This is a genomic window from Paenibacillus phytohabitans, from assembly GCF_013141775.1.
GTDB lineage: Bacteria > Bacillota > Bacilli > Paenibacillales > Paenibacillaceae > Paenibacillus_AQ > Paenibacillus_AQ phytohabitans.
In genome coordinates, this window is sequence record NZ_WHOB01000016.1 from 114,545 (window position 1) to 137,873 (window position 23,329).

At 51.3% G+C, this 23,329-nt stretch carries 17 protein-coding genes; 5 read left to right on the plus strand and 12 right to left on the minus strand.

The window, feature by feature from the left end; genetic code table 11:
* Positions 1–4: 4 nt before the first annotated feature.
* The gene (gene glgB, locus GC101_RS02200) at positions 5–1,924 is read right to left on the minus strand and encodes a 1,4-alpha-glucan branching protein GlgB (protein ID WP_171715933.1); all 1,920 of its coding nucleotides are present in this window, start codon (positions 1,922–1,924) and stop codon (positions 5–7) included.
* Between the two features lie 218 nt (positions 1,925–2,142).
* Here glgB and GC101_RS02205 point away from each other — a divergent pair, with 218 nt between their 5' ends.
* Entirely contained in the window at positions 2,143–3,366 is a 1,224-nt protein-coding gene (locus GC101_RS02205) for a glucose-1-phosphate adenylyltransferase (RefSeq protein ID WP_171715934.1), read from the plus strand.
* Positions 3,367–3,458: 92 nt separating this feature from the next.
* Here the strand turns inward: GC101_RS02205 and GC101_RS02210 are convergent, their stop codons facing one another.
* The 6 genes from GC101_RS02210 to GC101_RS02235 form a co-directional block, all read right to left on the minus strand.
* Positions 3,459–4,544 (minus strand): GNAT family N-acetyltransferase, encoded by a 1,086-nt coding sequence (locus GC101_RS02210; RefSeq protein WP_171715935.1) that lies wholly within the window; start codon positions 4,542–4,544, stop codon positions 3,459–3,461.
* Positions 4,541–5,947, minus strand: a complete 1,407-nt coding sequence (locus GC101_RS02215) for a sensor histidine kinase (RefSeq protein ID WP_171716269.1) — start codon at positions 5,945–5,947, stop codon at positions 4,541–4,543. Before GC101_RS02215 ends, GC101_RS02210 begins: the two co-directional genes overlap by 4 nt.
* The gene (locus GC101_RS02220; RefSeq protein ID WP_039299112.1) at positions 5,944–6,642 is read right to left on the minus strand and encodes a response regulator transcription factor; all 699 of its coding nucleotides are present in this window, start codon (positions 6,640–6,642) and stop codon (positions 5,944–5,946) included. Before GC101_RS02220 ends, GC101_RS02215 begins: the two co-directional genes overlap by 4 nt.
* The gene (locus tag GC101_RS02225; protein WP_216626424.1) at positions 6,635–7,921 is read right to left on the minus strand and encodes a hypothetical protein; all 1,287 of its coding nucleotides are present in this window, start codon (positions 7,919–7,921) and stop codon (positions 6,635–6,637) included. Before GC101_RS02225 ends, GC101_RS02220 begins: the two co-directional genes overlap by 8 nt.
* A 36-nt stretch (positions 7,922–7,957) precedes the next feature.
* Positions 7,958–8,683 (minus strand): phosphonate ABC transporter ATP-binding protein, encoded by a 726-nt coding sequence (locus tag GC101_RS02230; RefSeq protein ID WP_039299118.1) that lies wholly within the window; start codon positions 8,681–8,683, stop codon positions 7,958–7,960.
* An 89-nt stretch (positions 8,684–8,772) separates the two neighbouring features.
* Entirely contained in the window at positions 8,773–9,909 is a 1,137-nt protein-coding gene (locus GC101_RS02235) for an MFS transporter (RefSeq protein ID WP_171716270.1), read from the minus strand.
* A gap of 182 nt (positions 9,910–10,091) precedes the next feature.
* Between GC101_RS02235 and GC101_RS02240 the strand changes: the two genes are divergently transcribed.
* The 3 genes from GC101_RS02240 (at position 10,092) to GC101_RS02250 (ending at position 12,714) form a co-directional block, all read left to right on the plus strand.
* Positions 10,092–11,009, plus strand: a complete 918-nt coding sequence (locus GC101_RS02240; RefSeq protein ID WP_171716271.1) for an ArsR/SmtB family transcription factor — start codon at positions 10,092–10,094, stop codon at positions 11,007–11,009.
* A 123-nt stretch (positions 11,010–11,132) separates the two neighbouring features.
* Positions 11,133–11,885, plus strand: coding sequence for an HAD family hydrolase (locus tag GC101_RS02245; RefSeq protein WP_042137820.1), 753 nt, complete (start codon positions 11,133–11,135; stop codon positions 11,883–11,885).
* 85 nt (positions 11,886–11,970) lie between these two features.
* Positions 11,971–12,714, plus strand: a complete 744-nt coding sequence (locus GC101_RS02250; protein ID WP_171715936.1) for a DsbA family protein — start codon at positions 11,971–11,973, stop codon at positions 12,712–12,714.
* 77 nt (positions 12,715–12,791) lie between these two features.
* Here GC101_RS02250 and GC101_RS02255 read toward each other — a convergent pair whose 3' ends face one another.
* Both GC101_RS02255 and GC101_RS02260 read right to left on the minus strand, forming a co-directional pair.
* On the minus strand, positions 12,792–15,059 hold the full coding sequence (locus GC101_RS02255) for a type IA DNA topoisomerase (RefSeq protein WP_171715937.1): 2,268 nt from the start codon (positions 15,057–15,059) through the stop codon (positions 12,792–12,794).
* 715 nt (positions 15,060–15,774) lie between these two features.
* Positions 15,775–17,478, minus strand: a complete 1,704-nt coding sequence (locus tag GC101_RS02260) for a proline--tRNA ligase (RefSeq protein WP_171715938.1) — start codon at positions 17,476–17,478, stop codon at positions 15,775–15,777.
* Positions 17,479–18,058: 580 nt separating this feature from the next.
* Between GC101_RS02260 and GC101_RS02265 the strand changes: the two genes are divergently transcribed.
* Positions 18,059–20,059, plus strand: coding sequence for a methyl-accepting chemotaxis protein (locus tag GC101_RS02265; RefSeq protein ID WP_171715939.1), 2,001 nt, complete (start codon positions 18,059–18,061; stop codon positions 20,057–20,059).
* 119 nt (positions 20,060–20,178) lie between these two features.
* On the opposite strand, the gene GC101_RS02270 is transcribed toward GC101_RS02265, so the two are convergent.
* From GC101_RS02270 to thyA, 3 genes are all read right to left on the minus strand, one after another.
* The gene (locus GC101_RS02270; protein ID WP_042137832.1) at positions 20,179–21,666 is read right to left on the minus strand and encodes a glutamate synthase subunit beta; all 1,488 of its coding nucleotides are present in this window, start codon (positions 21,664–21,666) and stop codon (positions 20,179–20,181) included.
* Between the two features lie 236 nt (positions 21,667–21,902).
* Positions 21,903–22,394: a dihydrofolate reductase gene (locus GC101_RS02275; protein ID WP_171715940.1), complete on the minus strand. Its 492-nt coding sequence runs from the start codon at positions 22,392–22,394 to the stop codon at positions 21,903–21,905.
* 49 nt (positions 22,395–22,443) lie between these two features.
* The gene (gene thyA, locus GC101_RS02280) at positions 22,444–23,238 is read right to left on the minus strand and encodes a thymidylate synthase (protein WP_042137834.1); all 795 of its coding nucleotides are present in this window, start codon (positions 23,236–23,238) and stop codon (positions 22,444–22,446) included.
* Positions 23,239–23,329: the final 91 nt, after the last annotated feature.

Genomic DNA, 23,329 nt, shown 5'->3' on the forward strand with positions numbered 1-23,329 from the left:
TAGTTTATTTAATCGTTTTGCGTCCGGATTTCTTGAGCACCAGGAATCCAAGCGGCGGAAGGGTCAGCTCCAGGCTGTTCAGCTGGTTATGCCATTCCTTCTTCTCACTCTTAACAGGTTCATTATGAAGACCAGAACCGCCGTATTCGCGGGTCTCCGAGCTGAATATCTCTTCATAGGTCCCCGGACGCGGGACACCGATCCGGTAATTACGCCGTTCCACCGGCTGGAAATTGATAATAATCAGCAAGGTATCCACAGGCCTCTTCCCTCTGCGGATGTAGGAGGCAACACTCTGGCCGCTGTCATCGGCGTCAATCCATTGATAGCCCTCCATGTCATGGTCGAGCTCCCACAGCGCTTTTTCCGTAAGATAGAGCTTATTCAGGGCAGCCGTGTAAGCGAGCATCCGGCGGTGGGCCTCATAATCCAGCAGCAGCCAGTCGAGCTGATCCTGATCCTTCCATTCGATGAATTGACCAAACTCACCGCCCATGAACAACAGCTTTTTGCCCGGATGACTAATCTGGTAACCGAGCAATGCCCGCAGACCGGCGAACTTCTGCTCGTATGAGCCGGGCATTTTGTTCAGCAGCGACTTCTTGCCGTGTACCACTTCATCATGGGACAGAGGCAATGTATAGTTCTCGGCGTAGGCATAGACGATCGGGAAGGTCAACAAATTATGATGGTAGGGCCGCGCCCCGAAATCATGTTCTATGTAACCAAGAGTGTCATTCATCCAGCCCATGTTCCATTTGTAATTAAACCCGAGCCCCCCTTCATGAACAGGTGAGGTTACGCCAGGCCAGGCACTGGATTCTTCGGCCATCATCAGAGCCTTCGGATAATACCGGAAAATCGCCGTATTCAACTGCTGGATGAACGCGATCGCTTCCAGATTCTCAAGGCCCCCGTGCTTGTTCTTTGTGTACTGATGGTGCTGCTTCTCGAAATCAAGCCGCAGCATACTGGTTACGGCATCCACACGCATACCGTCAATATGATACATCTCAAACCAAAAAAGCGCATTAGAAATCAGGAACGATATGATCTCCGGTTTGCTGAAATCAAAGGATAGTGTGCCCCAGCCCGGCTTCTCGGCCAGCATAGGATCGGCGTATTCATACAGCGGCGAACCGTCAAACATTCTCAGGCCGTGGGCATCCTTGGCAAAATGGGCCGGAACCCAATCGAGGATAACCCCAATGCCGGCTTGATGCAGCTGATCAATCAGGTACATCAGATCCTGCGGTTCGCCGAAGCGGCTGGTGGCCGCAAAATAACCGGTTCCCTGATACCCCCAGGACAAATCATACGGGTGCTCAGCAAGCGGCATAAACTCCACATGAGTGTAACTCATCTCCGTCAGATACGGGATCAGCAGGCTGCTCATCTCTCTATAAGTATAAAGTTCTCCATTGTCCTTCTGGCGCCAGGTCCCGAAGTGCATTTCATAAATGTTCATTGGCGCATTGTACGGTGCTTTGCTCTTCCGGCGCCACGCGGCGTCGCCCCATTGGTAACCGTCCAGATTCGCCACAACGGAAGCGGTGGCCGGACGTACCTCAGCTTTGAACGCGTAAGGATCAGCCTTGAGGAAGCTTGTTCCATCTGCACCATGAATCCTGTATTTGTAAAAAGTTCCCGGCTCTATACCCGGAAAAAAACGACTCCAAAATCCTGAATCGGGTATCTTATATAACGAGTCGGAGTCCAATGTTCCATCCCAGCCATTATGATCACCAGCCAGTCCTACATATGCCGCATGAGGAGCCCACACGGTAAAGCGAACGCCGGCTTGCCCTTCTTCCACGGCAATGTGCGCGCCAAGCATCGTATAGCTGCGATAATTCGTGCCCTCATGGAACAGATAAATATCTTCAGATGACGGGAGGTTCACTGTTTTTGGTATTTCGGCCAAATCATCACCACCTTAATATATAGGATGCACCTATTACATTACCCCAATATGTGCCTTTTGAAAATGAATTTTGCAGGCGAATTCAATGATTTCTGAATAAAGAAAATTATTAATGTAATTTTTCTTGAAGCACAGCAATATAATTCACCTATGTCGTTTCAAGCGCTTGCCGGCAGGTTATATTACAAGCATTGACAAAAAAATGGGAGGGATAACAAATGAGTAAAAAAGATTGTATCGCCATGCTCCTGGCTGGCGGGGAAGGCCGCAGATTAGCCCCCTTGACCTCCAGTATGGCTAAGCCTGCAGTCCCTTTCGGAGGACAGTATAGAATCATTGATTTTCCACTCAGCAATTGTGTAAATTCCAAGATCGACACTATTGGAGTACTGACACAATACGAAGCCGATTCCTTGCATCAGCATATTGGGGAAGGCGAACCTTGGGGACTGCACAGCCGCAGCGATAAAGGCGTGAAGCTGCTTCCTTCAGGGGTTGAAGGCAGAGACAGCTATTCAGGTACAGCCGATGCCATTTATAAGAACATAGAATACATTGACAGCCAGAATCCGGAGCATGTGCTTATCCTGTCTGCAGATCATATCTATCATATGGATTACCGTAAAATGCTGGATTACCATGTAGGCAAGGCAGCCAAAGCCACCATTTCGGTCATGGAAGTGCCTTGGGATGAAGCCAGCCGGTTCGGTGTGATGAACGTTAATGACGATCTCCAGATCTCTGAATTTGCCGAAAAGCCAAAGATTCCGAAGAGCAACCTCGCTTCCATGGGTATTTATATGTTTGAATGGGAATATCTGAAAGGTTATTTGCTGCGGGATGCCGCTAATTCGGAATCCGGCCATGACTTCGGCAAGGATGTCATTCCGTCCATGCTGGATGCCAACGACCTATTGTTCGCCTACCGCTTTGACGGGTATTGGAGAGATGTAGGTACGGTTGACAGCCTCTGGGAGGCACATATGGATCTGCTGCAGTCCGAGAATGGCTTCAAGCTCGACAACTCCCGCTGGCCGATGTACAGCCGGGCTTACCGTACGAAGCTGGCTGCTTATAAACCACGGGTTCAGGCACCGCCAACAGATTGCCTGATGCACGAAACCTGCACGTTGGAAGGCAGTCTCCAGCGTTCCGTTATCTTCGGCGGTGTAGAGATCGGCAAGCTAAGCAAGATCAAGCAGAGTGTAATTATGCCTGGCGTCCGCATCGGCCGCAGTGTTCTGATTGAGAATGCGATTATCGGTGAGGGAGCAGTCATCAAAGACGGCGCTGTGATTAAAGGCAGCGCGGACAACATCGTGGTTGTCGGCCCGCATGAGATTGTAGCAGCCAAGCCAATCATCCGTACCCAGCCTTCCCGTCTGCTTCAGGAGGTCTACGAGAAGACCGGCCGTCTGCGCGCGGAAGGGATGCCTTCATAATCTTTTATCAGCCTTAAGGGCTGCTACATAAAAGGGATACAGCTAAGGTCTATCTGACCTTCTGCTGTATCCCTTTTGTAGGTTCTTCCTATTCATTTGCCGGAGGGGCGGTTTGCCCTCCACTCCCTGTCCAATATGCCCATCTCGATGCAATCGGCATAGCGCCCGCCGAATGTAGCGGCCTCACGCGAAATCCCCTCCCGTGTAAATCCGGCTGTCTCGTAGGTTTTCTGTGCCGCCGTGTTGAAATCGAAGACTCCAAGGGATATCCGGTGGAGCCGCAGCCCCTCGAAGCCGATACGCAGGACTTCACGAACCATCTGCAGTCCGATTCCCCGCCCTTGGCTCCCGGGGTCGACGACGACCCTGCTTATTCTGGCCGAACCGTTCTCACGGTCGATTCCGGATAAGCTAATATGTCCAACCGTTTGTCCGGTAGCTCTCAGCACCGCACAATAAACCAGCAGACCAGACTCTGCCGGATGATTGGCTCCGTCCAGATAACGCTCAAGCTGCCGGTCATCCAGCGGGTAGGACAACGATGGACCTGCCCACTTCTTCAAATACTCCGGGGAAACACTCCATTCCTTCATTAAAGCGTAATCAGCTTCCCCCATATACCGGAGAATTACGCTGCCCGGATCGCCGGTCTCCGCTTCATACTCATACAGATTAACCAACCGGCCTGCTCCGACATCCCGGGTACCCATATAGTGAAATCCCAGGCTCTGATAGTAACGGTTAAGCTTAATATTATGGGCTACTGTATCCAGCCTGAGACCCGCACAACCCCGTTCCTCCGCTCTTCGTAACGCAAAGCGGATCATCTGGCCGCCAAGCCCCATGCCGCGGTGGGATTTGGCTACAGCGAGCCGGTGCAGATAGGCGTAGGATTCGTCATTACGGTCTCCCCAGTACTGGATATCGCTGAACTGCAGGGTGAACATCCCGGCAAGAGCTGCTCCCTCCATGGCCAGATAAACCTCTCTGCTGCTCAAATAATCCTCCACATCGCGGATGCTGAATTGCCCCGGCGTCCACTGGTTGATTCCTTTGCTCTCCATCCAGCCTGCCGCTTCACGGAGGAGCTTCAGAATATCCGCTGAATGTTCACGTCCGCCGCGGATCATCTCGGGCCTTTGTTCTGAAGAAGATTCCCCTGATTCCTGTGTATTCATGCCTTCTCCTCCTGCACATCATCAAGCGGCAAAATAACGGTAACCTGAGTACCCTTGCCAAGCTCGCTATCCATTTCCAGCTTGCCGTTATGAAGCTCTACAATCTGCTGGGAGATCGCAAGACCAAGGCCGGTTCCGCCGTTGAGCGCATCGACCTGGAAGAACCGGTCCCGCACTCTGGACAGATGCGCTTCGCTGATGCCGATCCCGCTATCCCTTACGATTACGGCCATCTCCGTATTCGACAGGCGTTCAGCGGACAGGACGATACTGGAATCCTCTGGCGAGAACTTCACAGCATTGTCGACCAGATTGAGGAATACCTGCTTCAGCCGGTTCGCATCCCCTCTTATGAAGATAGTCTCTTCGCATTCCAGCAGCAGGTGAATCCGCTTCTTCTCGGCCTTAGCCCAGATATTCAGCAGCGTCTCCTGCAGCAGCACCTTGATATCCACCTGGGCAATCGACAGCTTCATTTCGTTCTGCTGCAGCTTGGAGAAGTCCAGAATCTCTTCCACCAGCCCGATCAGCCGGTCGCTCTCCTTGGAGATGATGCCCATGCCCAGCTTGGTTTCCTCCGGATCGTAGCCGCCTGAGATGAGAGTCTCACTCCAGCCCTTGATGCTGGTCAGCGGTGTCCTCAGCTCATGGGAGATCGAAGAAATGAAATCATCTTTAATCTGATTACTGCGGACAATCTCCTCCGCCATATAATTGAGCGTTGAAGCCAGTTCGGCGATTTCGTACCGGTAATCCCCCTTGATGCGGGTGGTGAACTTCCCCTTGGCCATCTGCGCCGACACAGCCGTGATATTGTTGAGCGGCCGAACAATGGAATTCGCGAGACCGAAGCTGAACAAGACCACGATCGACATAACCGCCGCCCCGATGCCAATGGAGAGCAGCGTCAGATTCAGCAGATCCTTGTTGACCCCCTCCATGGAGGTCAGGTAACGCAAGATGTAAGTTTCATGCGAGTTGATCTGCACCATCTTGGAGACGGCCATTACACTCTCATTCGTCCCGGCCTGCCGGCCCACCCAGCGCCCGACACTGCCGCCCACAGCCTCGGGAACATCACTGGTGGTGATGGTCCGGTCCGGCTGAAATCCGGTGGAACTGGTAATGATATCTCCATTCAATGTCAGAACTTCTAGTTCGGTATACTCCAGATTGAAGAAGTCGAGCAGGTTCAGCAGCTGATTCGGCGATCGTTCCGCTGAGAATTCATATTTTACGAAAGTCTCCCCCGCACTGATATGAGTGGTGATTTTGCTGTAGATGCTGTCGTAATAATACGTCCGGATCGCCAGCAGAAAAATAGTCTCCACGAGGAGAAGCGCCACAAAGACTACAAGAATATAGTGCAGTACGATCTGTCTGCGCATCCCCTTCTTAATCATTGTACCTGACCTTTCCATTTGTAGCCGTGCCCCCACACCGTCTGCAGGAATTCTGGCTCTGACGGATTATTTTCGATTTTCTGGCGCAGGCGGCGTATATTCACGTCAACGATTTTGGGATCGCCCATGTACTCCTTACCCCACACATGATCGAGCAGGGAGTCGCGGCTGAGCGGCGTATTCTCCTTCTCAAGGAAGAATTGCACCAGCGAAAATTCGGTAGGCGTAAGCTCAATCGCTTCACCGCTCTTCTTGAACTGCTTCGAGATCAGATCCAGCGTAAACGGACCCGAGTGAAATGAGACTTTGGCCGACTGCTCACGGTGAACATTGACCCGGCGCAGCAGGGACTGGATACGGGCAATCAGCTCGGTTGGACTAAACGGCTTGCTGACATGATCATCCGCACCCACAGACAGTGCATATACCTTATCCTGCTCCTGAACTTTGGCTGTCAGAAAAATAATGCCGAGCCGCTCGTTAGTTTCTCTAATGCGTCTGCAGACCTCAAAGCCGTCGATGCCGGGCACCATGACATCCAGCAGGGCAATATCAATATCCGGAACCGTTGTCAGCTTATGCAGGGCCTCATTGCCGTCAGCGGCTTCGAGCACTTCAAACCCGTTGCGTTTAAGATTGATCACAATAAAACTGCGGATGGATTCTTCATCCTCCAGAATCAGTACTTTACTCATCGATTCCCTTCCTCTCTATAGAAGATTTGACTCTTCCGTTCTCTCCCCCGATGGTGTTTTGCTCCAGTTCCCCGCGGTAGCCGATCATTTTGTCCAGATCACGCCCCAGAAGCTTCCAGCCGGAGTTCTTTACCCTATCCCATTCTGCCGGTGAGAAGAACGATACCTCAGCGACAGTCTCCCCGGTGTCGAGCATAATGAATTTAAGCGATTTGTCCTGGACAGACTTGGTATCCACAGTGACATTCTCATGCCATTCCGGAGAAAAATTAATGGTAAACCGGTCCGAGGGATCATTATACAACTGAGTACTAAAGGTCAAGCCGTCTTTTCCGTCCCATTTGTAATAAGAATTGAAATACGGTATGGTCTCAGGGTCGAAATACTCCCAGCCCGAGGGGGGCTCCAGCATTCCGATCTCAATAATTCCATCCAGGTCAATATCCTCACTGACAATCTTCCGGTCCTTGAAGGTCCGTACATCCCCCGGAATGGCTACGCGCAGCTTGTTATTCTCCATAACAACAATTGTTGTATAGGCAGAGCGCGAATCCACAGCAGAATCCAGAACTATACCTTCTTTGTTCTCCGCCACTTTTCCTGAGACAATATTGTAATAATTATCGAAATAGGGGTCCAGATTATCCAATTCGTCAAGCACCTTGAAGCTGTCGTTGTATTGGTAGGTAGTTATTGTGGCGAATTCATTGCGTTTGAAATACACGACTGTAATGTCGGCAATCCCGTCCTCGTTCAAATCATCCAGTATATATTTGGTGTAAGGCTTCGTCAGTATTTCTTCCAGCTCTCCGCCGGAATAACTGTAGACCACCATACCCTTTTCTTCCCCGCGCGAATAGCCGGTAACAATATCAAGCTTCCCGTCACCCGTCACATCCCTAAGATCAACCGAATCCAGCATCGTTCCGTCACCGTCAAAAACAAGCTTCTTGACCCAGGTGTCCTCATGCTTCTCCAGAATCATCCCGTGGATCACTACAGCTTCATTCTTCGTCTGGTAGAAGACAAGCGTCTCCATAATCCCGTCTTTGTCCAGATCCTCGGTAAAAATAGAACTGTCATCATCATTGGCCGGACGGATCAGCGTTGCATCGAGCGGCTTCAGCGAGGAATTAATCGCTGTCATCAGCGAAGCTTTGTCAGCGGACAGCTGCGGCACCTTCATCTGGGAAACAGGATCGCTGATGAAGGTACAGCCGGACATTACAAACAGGGACAAAGAGGCTGCTGTAAGCCTTCCGAGTAACCGTTTATTCAACTTCATCACTCTCTCCTTATTGCACACCTTGCCGCTTCACAGATGCAGCCGCTCCTGTGAGGTCAGCCGGCGCCCCTTCACATCATGTTTGATTCTTCCGTCTTCCAGTACCCATAACCGGCTGGCGAAACGTTCCGCCAGTTCAATCGGCAGTACAGTAATCACGGTTAATCCGGTTTCCTTGCACAGCTTACGGAGCGTTTCAAGCACATTCTCCGCAGTCTTGGGGTCCAGACCGGTAACAGGTTCATCGGCAAGTATAACCTTAGCACCGTGAACCAATGCGCGGGCGATGGCCACACGCTGACGTTCACCGCCGCTGAGGTGGCTCGTCTTCATCTTTGCTTTGTCCAGCAGACCCAGCAGATCAAGCTGGTCCATCGCCCCCATATAATCATCAGAGCGGACCATTCCTGTAGCCATCCGCCACAGAGGTGTCTGTGAGGCTTGTCCGATCAGCACGTTCTTCAGTGCCGTACGGTTCGGATTCAGCTCCGCATTCTGCTCCAGATAGGCCCATTCGCGGCGGATTTTGCGTTTGCCGGCAAAAGGGCTCTTCATGATGTCCCTGCCGTCCACCCGGAAATTCCCTCTATCCCATTTCTCGCGCAGCGCCAGGCATTTCAGAAGTGTCGATTTCCCGCTTCCGCTGGCTCCCAGAATAACCACAAATTCACCCGGTTCTAATTGAAATCCGATATCCTGCAGAACTGGTGCTTTATCTTCCCCGACCGCTTTGGCCAAATGTTCAACTGTAATCATAGTTCAGCCTCTCCTGTCTTCAACTCTACTCTATAGTGTACTCTGAAAGCGGGATCAAATTCCATGCGAGCATTCGTTCTTATCTTACCTCAAATTATCTTCCGTGGCGAGAATAATAAGCCTGTCAGTCCGAAGAGAATATATAAACCACCCATTACTGCAAATACACTGCCACCCCATCCGAATTGCAGCAGCAGCCCGCCGACACCGGGTCCGGCGATACTTCCGAGGCTATAATGGAAGGAAGACACAACATTCGCCGCCGGAAGCAGATGGCGCGGCAGGATATCTGCGGCATAGCTCAGGCCAAGGGAGAAGAAGGAGCCTACCAGGCCTCCGGCAATCATCAGGAGCAGCAGATTCAGCAGAAAATGCTCTCCGGCCAGCGGAAGCAGTGTGAAGGCAAGGCCTCCGCCTACTCCCGAAGCAATCAGGATGGCTCTGCGGCCATAGCGGTCGCTCCATATGCCAAGCGGCAGCTGCAGCAGCAGGCCGCCAATGCCGGCAAACGGCAGTAGCGTAGCGATCTGATCCGTACTGAAGCCGATCCGCAGTCCGTATACAGGGAAGTTACTGTTCAGGCTCGCTTCCATATATCCGTACAGCAGTGCCGGGATCAGAGCGTACCAGGCCAGCCTGTAGCTTCGTCCGAACCGTCTGGCCTGCCCTTCACTATGGTCTATCGGGTCCGGACGGGAATCCGGCAGTTTGACCGTTACGAGCAGCAGGACAAGCACAAACAGTCCGGCAGTAATCAGAAACGGCGCGGACGGGCCGAAGCGCAGCAGGATGATGCCCAGCGGTCCCAGGCTGAAGCCCAGTCCGTAGGACATTCCATACAGGGACAGATTGCGTCCGCGGTGCTCGGCGGGTGACATCAGCAGTACCCATAGCTGAGCGGCGTAGTTAATGGCTGAATCACCTATGCCTACCAGCAGCCGGAGCACGAACCAGACCTTGACCCCGGGAAGCAGCGGGAACAGGAGCAGTGTCACCAGCACCAGACTGAGGCCTGCGGCAATGAGCTTCTTGAAGCCTATTGCGCCAAGTACCCGCTCTGCAATCAGGGTCATTGCGAAGGATCCTACGTATAGCGCTGCGGCATTTAATCCGTTCAGTGAGGAGGATACACCCTTTTGCTCGAGCAGAATGGATAATACCGGCAGCAGCATCCCCTGGCTAAGTCCTGCCAATATAATTACGGTAATCAAAATCATATAATTCATTTTGCTGCTGTGCTCAAGCGGTATAGATTTGGAATCGGACACGAATAAATCCTCCTATGTAATTCAGCGGTGATCAAAACTGCCGTCAGAGCGGCAAACACCGAACATTATAGTGGACAACCCTCTTCAAAACAAGAGATAATATATAGAAGTGACGGATTTTCTGGAGGTGACCCGGCTTGATGAAGTATGAACTCGAAATTGATGTTTCACCCGTATATGAACTGCTGGACAGTTTTATGCTATATGTGACGAAGAAATGGATTTCCAATCTGGAGATCGGCACCGATTGGGTTCGGGATGTAGACGGCCGGTTCCCGCCTATGCAGCTGGCCGCGCTGAAGCAGGCTGCCGAGTGGCCTTTTGACGACTATGATGTGCTCTATGCCTGGGCTTACAGCCGGGGGGAAGCTTCCAAAGTACTGCAGTTCCTGAATGAGCTTGAAGCCTCTACCGTGGAGGATTGCCTGGTGCGGACCGCCCCCTTCTTCCACAACTTCTCACTTGAGGAATGTGCCCGGATCAAGAACGGCTATACCCCGCTGCTGCGGATGTGGTATGAGCATTATTTCCGTCATGTAGAACACACAATCCTGCCGCTCCTGATTGAAGACGCATCCGAGAAAAAAATGCTTGAGAGCAAAATGGACATGGTGCCGCTGATCGAATATGCCTCGGGCGGTGTTGTTATTGAAGATATTCCTGAGCTGAAGACCATTGTGCTGCTTCCTACGGTACATAACCGGCCGATCAATACTTATTGCTTCTATAAGAATCTGATGCTTGTACAATATCCGGTCGATGTACCCTCCGAGAATGAAGAGGAGCCGCCTACCGTGCTGCTCCGGTTAACCCAGGCCCTCTCCGACCCGACCCGGCTGAGACTGCTCCGCTTTGTGGCGGGTGAGCCCAAGACCCTTTGGGAAATGCAATCCGAGCTGAACCAGTCGCGGGAGATGCTGATGCATCATCTGCTCAGTCTGCGGGTCGCCGGACTGCTGCGCGTACATCTGCGCGGTGAAGGCACTGAACGCTACAGCATACGGCCGGATGGCGCAGCTGAACTTCAGATGTTTCTGGAGTCCTATATTCGTATATAATAATTGTACATTTACAGCAGAGGCGTATTTACTTACACAACCAGGCGGATGCTTCCGGAGCAGGTTTTGTTCGAAGCGCACATCATAGAAGGATTCCTCACAAAACATTTAGGAGTGAGCAGTATGAAATATTTGACACAACAAGTAATCTTCGATCTGGACGACACCCTGGTGCACTGCAACAAATATTTTGACCTCATTCTAGGCCGGTATTTCGAGCTTATGTCGGACTGGTTCAGTGATTACGGACCAACCATGAGCGAGTTCCGCACCAAGCAGGTAGAAATCGATGTGGAAACAGTCAGCACCAGCGGACTGGCCAGCGATAATTTCCCGAAATCCCTGATTGCCACATACCGATATTTTGCCGCCAAATTTAACCGCAAGACCGATCCGTTCGAGGAGCAGCAGCTGATGAAGCTCGGCCTGAGCGTATATGATCAGGAGGTTGAAGCCTACCCGGGTATGGTGGAAACCCTTGATACCTTGAAGCAGGATGGTCATTCCCTGTACCTATACACCGGCGGAGATGATTCCATCCAGCAGCGCAAAATCGCCCAAATGAAGCTGGACGCCTACTTCGATGACCGGATCTACATCCGCCAGCATAAGAATGTGGAGGCGCTTGAGAATATCCTGACCACTTACAATTTCGACCGCAAAATAACCTGGATGATCGGCAACTCCCTGCGGACGGACGTGCTTCCCGCGCTGACTGCCGGCATTAACAGCATCTATCTGAAGCAGCAGAATGAGTGGCTCTACAACCTGATTGAGCTTCAGCGTGAAATGCAGCAGTCGGTCATGACCATTTCAGCAATTCATGAGGTACCGCCGGTGATCCGTTCGGCTGCTCTGCGCAAGCATCACGGGTAACTGGTGTTACAAATGACATATGCAGCCTGCTGCGGGTATGATTATACTATTTGAGTAGATTTTCATCCCGCGCAGGAGGTAGGCAATGAACAAACCTATGAAATCTAAGAATTCCAAGAATTCCACGGGTAACAAACGTCTGCTCCCCATGTTGCTTGCAGTCATTGTGGTTCTTTTGGTGGTTTTACTGTTCTTCATCACTACAGGCAGCAAATCATCCGGTTCAGCCGAACTAGAGGGCCTGCCCAATTACACAGATGTGAAGGGAACAATCGTTGTTGACGGGCTGAAATATGAGAAACAGCCTCATCTGGGCAAGGAAGATGCTAAGGTGAAGGTCATTGAGTTTGCCGATTTCAAATGTCCAGCCTGCAAAAAATGGACCGCAACCTATCTGGATACGTTCATCAATGATTACGTGGATACCGGAAAAGCACAGTTCTACTTCATGAACTTTGCCTTCATTGATCGGGACTCCTATCTTGCCGCCAGTGCAGGTGAAGCCATATACAAGCAGAGCAATGAGAAGTTCTGGGAATATGTCCACAAGCTCTATGCCAATCAGGGGGATGAGAGCAAGATCTGGGCTACGCAGAAGTTCATCCTGAAATTCGTTAAGGATAACATCGAAGGCATCGATTACGGACAGTTCGAGCAGGACGTCAAGAACCATACTTATATGTTCGATGTAAAAGAAGACTTCAAGATCGCCGGCGCTTACGGTGTAAACGGCACGCCGAAGTTCATGGTGAACGGTGTTCTGCTGCCGGACTCCTCTTATGAAGGCTTAAGCGCTGCGATTGACAGCGCACTACAAGGAGCTAAGTAACTTCACAGCCTATAAAAGCATATAAAAAAGCGCCCCGGCCGGGAAAAACTGGCCGGGGCGCTTTTTTCATTAATGAATTATTCCACAGCCAGCTGTCCTGTATCCATGTTGGTCAGCACCAGCTTGCCTTCCAGCGGAGAGCCGTCTTCGGCAGCCAGCTTCAGCTTGCCGGTCTTGCCCTTCTCGATCAATGCTTTTACCTGGGCGTCGGTGAGCGTGCGGCCGTGATTTTCTTTCCAGATCACGAATTTGCAGCCTTCCTTGTAATGGGAGCAGCCGTAGCCCTTGCGGCCCATGAAGATCATCCCGCCACAGCCGGGCCGCGGGCAGCTGCCGATTATCTTCGGCCCGGAATCATCTGCTTTCGCGGCAGCCGGCTCGCTGCGTTTTCTTACCACAGCCGGTTTGTCGGCGGCTTTGCGGTCCGCAGCTTTGCGCGGCGCAGCTCCCGCACTGCGTCCTTTGGCTCCGGCGTTCAGCGAAGGGGTTTCGCCTTCGAAGGAGGTTTTGGCTGCACGGGACTGCACCCGGACCTTGTCCACGATCATGGAGGCGAAACGTTTGACGTTCTCCATGAACTGGCCGTCCGCGGCTGTGCCGCGGGCGATTTCATTCAGGCGGCGCTCCCACTGGCCGGTCATTTCCGGCGAAGTCAGCAGCTCGACGCCTGCTCCGCGGATCAGCTCAATCGCCGTCCGGCCCTTTTGGGTGATGGCGATTTTTTTACCCTGCATCTCCACGTAGCCGACATTCTTCAGCCGCTCAATGGTTGCTGCTCGTGTCGCCGGAGTGCCGAGCCCCGAATCCTTCATGGCATCGCGGAGCTCCTCATCCTCAATCTGCTTGCCTGCGCTTTCCATCGCCTTCAGCAAAGTCCCTTCCGTGTAATGCTTCGGCGGCTGGGTATCCTTCTCCTTAACGATGGCGTCACTGCAGACCACCTCATCCGTTGTTGAGATCGAGAACGGCTCGTTCACCTCAACCTCCTCGTCCTCCTCATCCTCCTTGCCTTTGCCCTTGGCCGGTTTGGACTTGTCCTTCTTCTGGTCTCCGTAAATCACCTTCCAGCCCAGGCTGAGCAGCTCCTTGACCGTGGTTTTGAACTTCTCATTCTCCACTTCGGTGATTACAGTATGCACCTTGTATTCAGCAGCCGGATAGAACTGGGAGAGGAACCGGCGGACGATCAGGTCGTACAGCTTGGCCTCATCCGCGCTCAGTCCGTTCGCCTTGCGGTTCGTCGGCAGAATGGCATGGTGATCCTCAACCTTGGACGGGTTACAGATAAACTTATTGCCTTTATGGACCAGGTTGCGGTTGGCACCCTTCACCCATTCATCGTACTGCGTACCTTGCAGCGCCGACAGCGTCTTGTGCATCTCCGGGATGTTCTGCTCCGTCACATAGTTGGAGTTAGTACGCGGATAAGAAATCACTTTGTGTTTTTCATAGAGCGCCTGGGCAATATCCAGCGTTTTTTTGGCCGAAAATGCATATTTCCCGTTCGCCTCACGCTGCAGCAGCGTCAAATCATACAGCTTGTTCGGATATTCCTTGGTTTCCTTAACCTCATACGATTCAATTCTGGCAGGCTTGCCCTTCACTTTGGCTGCAAGAGCTTCTGCCTTGGCTCCATCAGTGAGCCGGTCCCCCTGCCACATTCCCTTGTAGTTCAGTTCGTTCTGGCTGAAATGCCCCTCCACCTCAAAAAACTTCAGCGAGGAGAACGCCTCAATTGTCTTCTGACGGTCATAAATCAGCGCAAGCACGGGAGTCTGCACCCGACCTACAGACAGCAGCACATTGTGCTTGGTCGTAAACGCCCGCGAACCGTTCATCCCGATCAGCCAATCCGCTTCACTGCGTGCCCTTGCCGCCTTGGTCAGATTCTCGTATTCCGATCCGTCCTTCAGCTCCTGGAACCCTTTGCGGATCGTTTCCGGTGTCAGGTCAGAAATCCACAGCCGCTTGACCGGCTGGCTGAGCTCCAGATGGCGCTGGATTAGCGAGAAAATATGCTGCCCTTCGCGCCCGGCATCACAGGAATTGACCAGCAGGTCGCTGCGCTTCGCCAGCTCTCCGATCACCTTCAGCTGATCCAGCGTCCGCGCATTCGGCACCAGCTTGAACTGCTCCGGAATGATCGGCAGATCATTAATGTTCCACTTTTTATATTTGTTGTCGTAAGCTTCCGGCTCCGCCAGGCCAATCAGATGCCCGATCGCCCAGGTGATAATGTACTGCTCCCCTTCCAGATAGGAACGGTAATTTTTGGCCTTCGGTTCTATTGCGGCGGCGATATTCCGCCCCATGTCCGGTTTTTCCGCAATAATGAGTGTCTTCAAAAATAATCGCTCCTTACCCATGGTTCTTCCAAAATACGTCCAGTAGTCTATTATAGCATTACTTCACCACTTTTTAACGTATTGACTTGAAGACTGAGTTCAGACTCGCGGAATTAGCGGTTATAGCTCACAGGTTGAGTCCCAGTTCAATAAATATTTTCTAATTCCAATAGATACACCTAAATATGTCATTTCGCACTATTTATTCGCGGCTGCTGGGTATTCATTTTTTTGCCGGAGGAATTCTATGAAGAAATAAATATATATCAGGTGTTATATCTTCATTGGCTTATATGCCGATCTGGTTGCCTTAAAAAGACGCAGTTTTTGTTACGGGTAATCAAACGGAGTTATTTAAAATGTTGTACGTTGTGCAGCTCTGATTCGTAAATACCCAGACGTGCAGGCGGATTGTTGTACAAAATACAAGAATTGTTCCGATTAGACACATAATGCCTGAGAATTGCTGCATTCCATACAACATTTTTACATTGTGGCCGATTTTATGAGGGAAATGTTGTATTTCGTGCAGGATTTTATATCAAAGGATACCGATAAAGAATATTACTTTGAAAATGCCCATCCGCTTATGGAAGAACTGCCTGCTGCGTTTCGGAGTACAGAGGTAGATGTTTATATTGGATAGATACAGCAGGCCGATTAGGTTCCATTGAAACCTTAATCGGCCTTTGTACCATGTCCCGCTCAAGTAACCTTAGATCCGACTCACCCGCGCCACAGCCTCACTGATATCAATCACTTCTTTGGTCCCGGCTCTGCGGTCCATATATTCGACCTTCTGCTCTGCTGCCCCCTTGCCCACGACCAGAGCTACCGGAATACCGATCAGCCCGGAATCTTTGAACTTGACCCCGGCCCGCTCATCCCGGTCATCCAGCAGCGTCTCAATGCCGATGGCGGTGAGCTGTGCGTACAAGGCTTCAGCAACCTCACGCTGCCCCTCATCCTTCACGGACATCAGCAGAATATGAACCGTATAAGGAGCAATGGCCGCCTGCCAGATCAGCCCCTGGTCATCATGATTCTGCTCTGCGACTGATGACAGGAGCCGCGAAATGCCGATACCATAGCAGCCCATCACCATAGGCTGGCTCCGCCCGGCCGTATCTAAGAAGGTCGCACCAAGCTTCTCACTATAGACTGTGCCGAGCTTGAAGACATGCCCTATCTCAATCCCCTGATGAAACACCAGCTTCCCTTCGCCACACTCCGGACAGATATCACCTGCAGCAGCGTTGCGGAAATCCCCAACATGCGCAAGCGTGAAATCGCGGCCAGGTACTACGCCACGCAGATGGTAATCTTTTTCACCGGCACCCGTGACCGCCTCTGTCATGCCGGCAACGGCTGCGTCAACCAGGATGGTTAAAGACAATCCGGCCGGACCGACAAAGCCGCTCTCAACTCCGGCCGCCGCCTGCACACTATCATACTCAGCCAATGCGATTTCACCGCAGCCCAGATATTTCTGCACTTTGAGCTCGTTAACCTCATGATCTCCCCTGACTAATACAGCAAAGGTCTTACCGCCGCCGGTGTAGATCAGCGTCTTGATAATATCCTGCGGTTTAATCCGGCTCTCCTGCTCCAGCTGCTGGATCGTCTTCTGATTAGGCGTGTGGAACTTTACAGGAACAGGAATGCCGCTGTAATCCCGCTCCTCGAATGCTGCTCCGCCGCGTACTTCAGCCTGCTCCAGATTTGCGGCATAATCGCAGATGGAACAGACTGCAACCGTATCCTCCCCAATCTCTGACAGAGCCATAAATTCGTGATTCTGGCCCTTTCCGCCGATAGCTCCAGCATTGGCCTGCACTGCCCGGTAGGTCAGACCGCAGCGGTTAAATATCCGCCCGTAGGCATTGTACATCTGCTCATAGTTCATATCGAGACCTTCCCAGCCTGTGTCAAAAGAGTAGGCATCCTTCATAAGGAACTCCCTGCCCCGCAGCAGCCCTGAACGCGGACGTCGTTCATCGCGGAACTTCGTCTGAATCTGATACACCGTGAGGGGAAGGCGGCGGTAGGAATTAATTTCATCCCTTACAAGTGCCGTCACTACCTCTTCATGGGTAGGTCCCAGCACAAATTCCCGTTCATGACGGTCCTGCAGCTTCATAAGCTCCTTACCGTACACATCATATCGGTACGATTCTTTCCAGAGCTCTGCGGGCTGCAGAGAAGGCATAAGCAGCTCTTGCGCTCCGGAGGCATCCATCTCTTCCCTGACAATGTTCTCAATCTTGCGGAGTACCCTCCGCCCCAGCGGCATATATGTATACACTCCTGCCGCCAGCTGGCGGATATATCCGGCGCGCAGCAGCAGCTGGTGGCTCATCGTTTCTGCTTCAGCAGGGGCTTCGCGGAGAGTTGTGACAAATAGATTGGTTTGGCGCATAGTGATCAGCCTCTTTCTTTCGATAAATATTTTTAGTGCCCAGCTTAATAACTCCAAAAGGACGCAAAAAAGACGCATCCGTCAGGGACGAATGCGTCGTGTTACCACCCTGGTTCAACCGCCGTACAGAGAGCCTGGCGATCCTTAAATCCGGATAACGGCCGGGGCCGGCAGCATTATGCATATTCCCATAAGCTGCAGCTTCCAAGGCAGGGTATGCTTCACGCGCACTTGAGGGACCTTTCAGCCGGTGAATCCCCTCTCTGTTCTGGCGGGTACGGAAACATAGATCCTTGGTCAACGCTTTGTACACTATAAATATTGTACTTAATCTATACGATATTTCGGCAACCGTCAAGTCCTGACTGATAAACATCCAATGGATAAACTACTACTTTTTGTTAAATGTATCCCCTTTCATATAGATTGAAGCGAAGTGCAATTAAATATTTTTTCCATAAGTCTTCAGATATGAAAAAACTGTGTCGATAAACCGAATATATGAGTAGAGTTATTCAAAGAAACGGCTACATTCACATATAAAAGCCGATTTCCATGTATCCGAGGGGGAACCATTCCAATGTCCAAATCCGTCAACCGTTCTAAACGAAAATCCAAGTCAGGGTCGCTGCAAAGAAAAATGATGATCCTATTCAGTATTATGCTGGTGATCCCCATCCTGCTCGTAAGTACTTTCTCCTATTTCAGTGCAAACAAGCAATTGAAGATCAAAATGCAGGATGCCACACATTCCAGTGTGGATCTGGTCGCAAGTACAATCAACGAATATGTTTCAGCCGCAATGCGAAATGTAGATTTGCTAAGCCAGCAGATTAATTCTTCCGATATTGATGCAAATTCACCGGAAACGCGTACGCTGATTGAATTGTTCATGAAGGCGCATCCCGAGCTGGAGATCCTAACGGTGGGCAATAATCAGGGTGCCTGGATGAAAGCCCCCGATCCCGGGAAGCAGGAATATGATCCGCGCACCAGAGACTGGTATAAAGCAACCCTGCTGAATCCCGGTAAAATCACAATCATCGATCCTTTTGTCTCAGCAACAACCGGCAACTATACGCTCTTTATCTCGGAAACGCTGAAGGATGGCCAGGGTGCGATTACAACCAGCCTCAACCTGAAAGCCTTAAGTGAGAAAATCAACAAGACCACGCCAGGGGAAACAGGCTATTTTTATATTGTTGACCGGAATCATAAGTTCGTCTCTCATCCCGTAAAAGCTGCAGGTGATGATGTAGCAGACTATGTCGTGGAGATGCTGGTTAATGAAAGCGGAGATCTCGACTATACAAATCCGGATTCAGGCATGGATATGCGGGGTTACTATACAACCGATGCGAATACCGGATTCAAGATTGTCGGCATTCTTCCGACCCAGGAATTCTCTGATGCGACGCAGCCAATTATTAATACAGGAGCAATTGTACTGGCCTTGTCTCTGATCGTCAGCATGACCTTATTGTTCCTGATTATCCGCTCCATCACGAATCCGATCCGCAGTCTGAACCGTTCCGCGCAGCGGGTGAGCGAAGGGTATCTGAACGAACAGATTCACATTAACCGGTCGGACGAAATCGGCCAGCTGGCGGAGAATTATAATCTGATGGTAGGTTCTCTGCGCGGTATCGTTTCTGATATTTCAGACACTTCGGCACAGCTTGCCTCTTCAAGCCAGCAGCTTACAGCCACGACTGAGGAGAACTCCAAAGCTACTGCTTATGTGACCGGACTCGTGCAGGAATCGTCAGAAGGTGCTGAAACGCAGACTTCAGCGATGGCTGAGACTTCGCGTGCGATGGAGGAAATGTCCTCAGGTATCCAAAAAATCGCCGAAGCTGCAGCCACCATTGTAGATTCTTCGGCCAATACAGAAGCTGACGTGCTTAGCGGCAGCCTCAAGATCGAACAGGTCAGCCGGCAGATGGATGCCATCCGTACCTCCACCCACCACTCTTCGGAGCTGATCGGCCAATTAAACGGCCTGAACACCGAAGTCTCGGCTATGAGCAGCGCGATTACGGCCATTGCCGTACAGACTAACCTGTTGTCGCTGAACGCCGGAATCGAAGCCGCACGGGCCGGAGAACATGGCAGAGGATTCGCTGTAGTTGCCACTGAGGTACGGAAGCTGGCGGATCAATCGAAGAATACCGCCGGAGATATCCAGGATACCCTGCTGCAGATGACCCGGCTGATTGATCAGACCTATGAAGCCATCCGGCATACAGTTGCAGCAGATGTAGATTTGGGCATTCAGGTTACAGCCGAAGCTAAGGAAGCGTTTATCAGTATTGAGCACTCCACGACCAAAATCAACAGCCAGCTGCATGACATTTCGGCCATTACCGAGCAAATGTCTGCCGGTGCGCAGGAGGTTGCTGCTTCTGTTCATGAAATTTCCGGCATCTCGCGTTCGACTTCAGATGCATTCCAGAGCGTAACAGCGGCTACCGAGCAGCAGCTTGCCTCCATGGAGGAAATCTCCTCCTCCTCCACCGAGCTGTCCAAGATGGCCGCAGCACTGCAGCTTAAGATCGAACGCTTCAAGCTGGAGGACTAGTTCACACGGATTACAGTCCTATAGCAGCACACAAAAAAACCGTCACTCAGCAAATGCTGGGATGACGGCTTTTTTGTGCATTTTATTATATTAAGGCTAAAAACTCATTGTCTTATTATCTAGACGAGTACGGTCGAACCCATCAGATATCTATCCACTTCACGTGCCGCTTCACGGCCTTCGTTGATCGCCCAGACCACCAGACTCTGTCCACGGCGCATATCTCCGGCTGCGAATACTTTATCCACATTGGTGTTGAACTTACCGTAACGGGCCTTTACATTACTGCGGCGGTCCGTATCCAGCTTGAGCTCTTCAATAATATCCTGCTCCGGTCCGTCGAAGCCGATCGCGATCAGCGCAAGCTGAGCGGGATAGACAGCCTCAGTTCCCGGAACCGGCTGGTAAATCTTCCGTCCGGTCTCGTCCACCATACGGCGGATTTGCACGGTGTGCAGCTCCTTGAGGTTGCCTTCTTCATCGCCTACAAACTTCGTAGTCATGATGGAGAATTCACGCGGATCTTCACCGAAGACCGCCTTGGCTTCCTGCTGGGCATAATCCAGCGTATAGACATTAGGGAATTGCGGCCATGGGTTAGCAATCGGATCGCGCTCCAGCGGCGCCTTATCATGCGTACCGAACTGTGTAATGCTGCTACAACCGTGACGCAATGAGGTAGCCACGCAGTCGGAACCCGTGTCCCCGCCGCCAAGTACGATAACATCCTTGCCGGCAGCCGATACATAGTTACCATCCTCCAGATTGGAATTCAGATAGCTCTTAATCGTACCGTTAAGGTAATCCATAGCGTACATTACGCCATTCAGCTCATTGCCTTCTACATTGAAGCGTCTGGCTTTGGTCGCTCCGCCGCAGAGTACAACGGCATCATATTCATCCACCAGCTGCTGTGCAGGAATATCCTTGCCGATTTCTGTATTCACTACGAACTGGATACCTTCCGCTGCCAGCAGATCCACACGGCGCTGCACGACACGTTTGTCCAGCTTCATGGTAGGGATACCATACATCAGGAGGCCGCCGATGCGGTCACTGCGCTCAAAGACCGTCACAGTATGGCCAGCTTTGTTCAGCTGAGCTGCTGCCGCCAGACCTGCCGGTCCGGAGCCGACAATGGCAACCCGTTTGCCTGTGCGTTTCTCCGGAGGGTTCGGTACCACCCAACCCTCTTCAAAGCCTTTGTCTACAATTGCCAGCTCAATGGTCTTAATGGTGACAGGCTGGCCAATCAGGCCGACGGTACATGAACCCTCACAGGGTGCAGGACAGATGCTGCCCGTAAATTCCGGAAAATTATTCGTCTTATGCAGACGTTCCAGCGCTTCCTTCCACAATCCCCGGTAGACAAGATTATTCCATTCCGGAATAAGATTATGCACCGGACAGCCCGAGGTACCGCCGCTCATATCTATGCCGGTATGGCAATAAGGTGTTCCACAATCCATACAGCGGGCACCCTGGGTCCGAAGCTCGTCCTCGGTCAGATGCTCATGGAACTCTTCCCAATCCTTGATGCGCTGCTCGGGATCCCGGTCCCCTGGGAGCTGGCGCTTATACTCCATAAATCCAGTAGGTGTAGACATATTTACGTTTCCCCCATCCGTTCTCTTCGTGTTGATGTATAGTACACTATAACATACCTGCGGCAGAAATATATCTAATGCAGCGTAGGTGAAGAACCTGCATATTTTATACTACCTAGTGAAATATCATTTCTAATTTTAATTATAGTAGCATTCAATACTTTCACACTGTAATGGATTAATCTGCTGATTATTTGTACTATTTCACATCTTGTGTCAGAGAAAACGCTTTTTCGTTACTCCCTGCGTTCATATACAAAAAAACGGTAATCATAAGGATTCTGTTCATTGCGAATCCCCTGTGTACTTGAGATTTCGTTCCACTGGCTCCAGTTGACGTCCGGAAACTTCGTATCGCCCGCAATATCCGCGTAAATCCGCGTGACCAGCAGCTTATCTGCATGGGGCAGCATCAGGCTGTAGATCTCAGCTCCGCCGATCACCATCAGCTCATCCTCTTTACGGCCTTCTGCCAGGGCTTCTTCCAACGAGTGTACAACCTCCGCACCTTCTGGCGCAAAGCTGTGGTCCCGGGTCAGAATAAGGCTGGTGCGGCCTTTAAGCGGCTTCCCGCCGAGAGAGTCCCATGTTTTACGGCCCATCAGCATTCTTTTGCCGAGTGTCTCTGCTTTGAAATAAGCGAAATCCAGCGGCAAATGCCAGGGCATATCGTTATTCTTACCAATCACACCATTCGAAGCCATCGCCCAAATCATGGTGATACTCATATTCATGCCCTCTTTTCCATGAAATCATAGATTAGGTTTCCGGACAGGGTTATATAGCAACCGGCGCTTTGATCCCCGGATGATGGACATAGTCGGTAAACTCGAAATCCTCAAACGTATAATCAAAAATACTGTCAGGCACCCGGCGGATATTCAGCTTCGGCAATGCGTAAGGCTCCCGCGCGAGCTGTGTGGCCACTTGCTCCATATGATTTGTATATATGTGCACATCGCCGCCTGACCAGATAAATTCGCCGACCTCAAGCCCTGTCTGCTGGGCCACCATATGGGTGAGCAGCGCGTAGCTGGCAATGTTAAAAGGAAGCCCCAGGAACGTGTCCACAGAACGCATGGTAAGCATACAGGAGAGCTTCCCGCCCGCTACATAGAACTGAAACACAAAATGGCATGGCGGTAGCTTCATCTGCTCAATCTCGCCTACATTCCAGGCACTGACGATATGACGGCGCGAATCCGGATTATGCTTAATCGACTCAATAACATTCGCAATCTGATCGATATGACGTCCGTCCTTGCTCTCCCAGGCCCGCCACTGCGAACCGTATACCGGTCCCAGCTCACCGTTCTCATCTGCCCATTCATCCCAGATGGAGACTCCATTCTCCTTCAGATAAGAAGTATTGGTATCCCCTTTGAGGAACCAGAGCAGCTCATGCACCACCGATTTCAGATGGATGCGTTTGGTGGTCATCAGCGGAAATCCCTTCGACAGATCGAAGCGGAGCTGACGCCCGAATACAGACACTGTGCCTGTGCCGGTCCGGTCGCCTTTGGCTGTACCGTTGTCCAGTATATCCTGCAATAAATCCAAGTAATTACGCAAGCAGTATCGCACCCCACTCTCTTTTTTTCTTATACCAGTTTACCATGAGCTGACCGTCCTTGTAACTTACTAAACTGTAGAAAAAACGCAA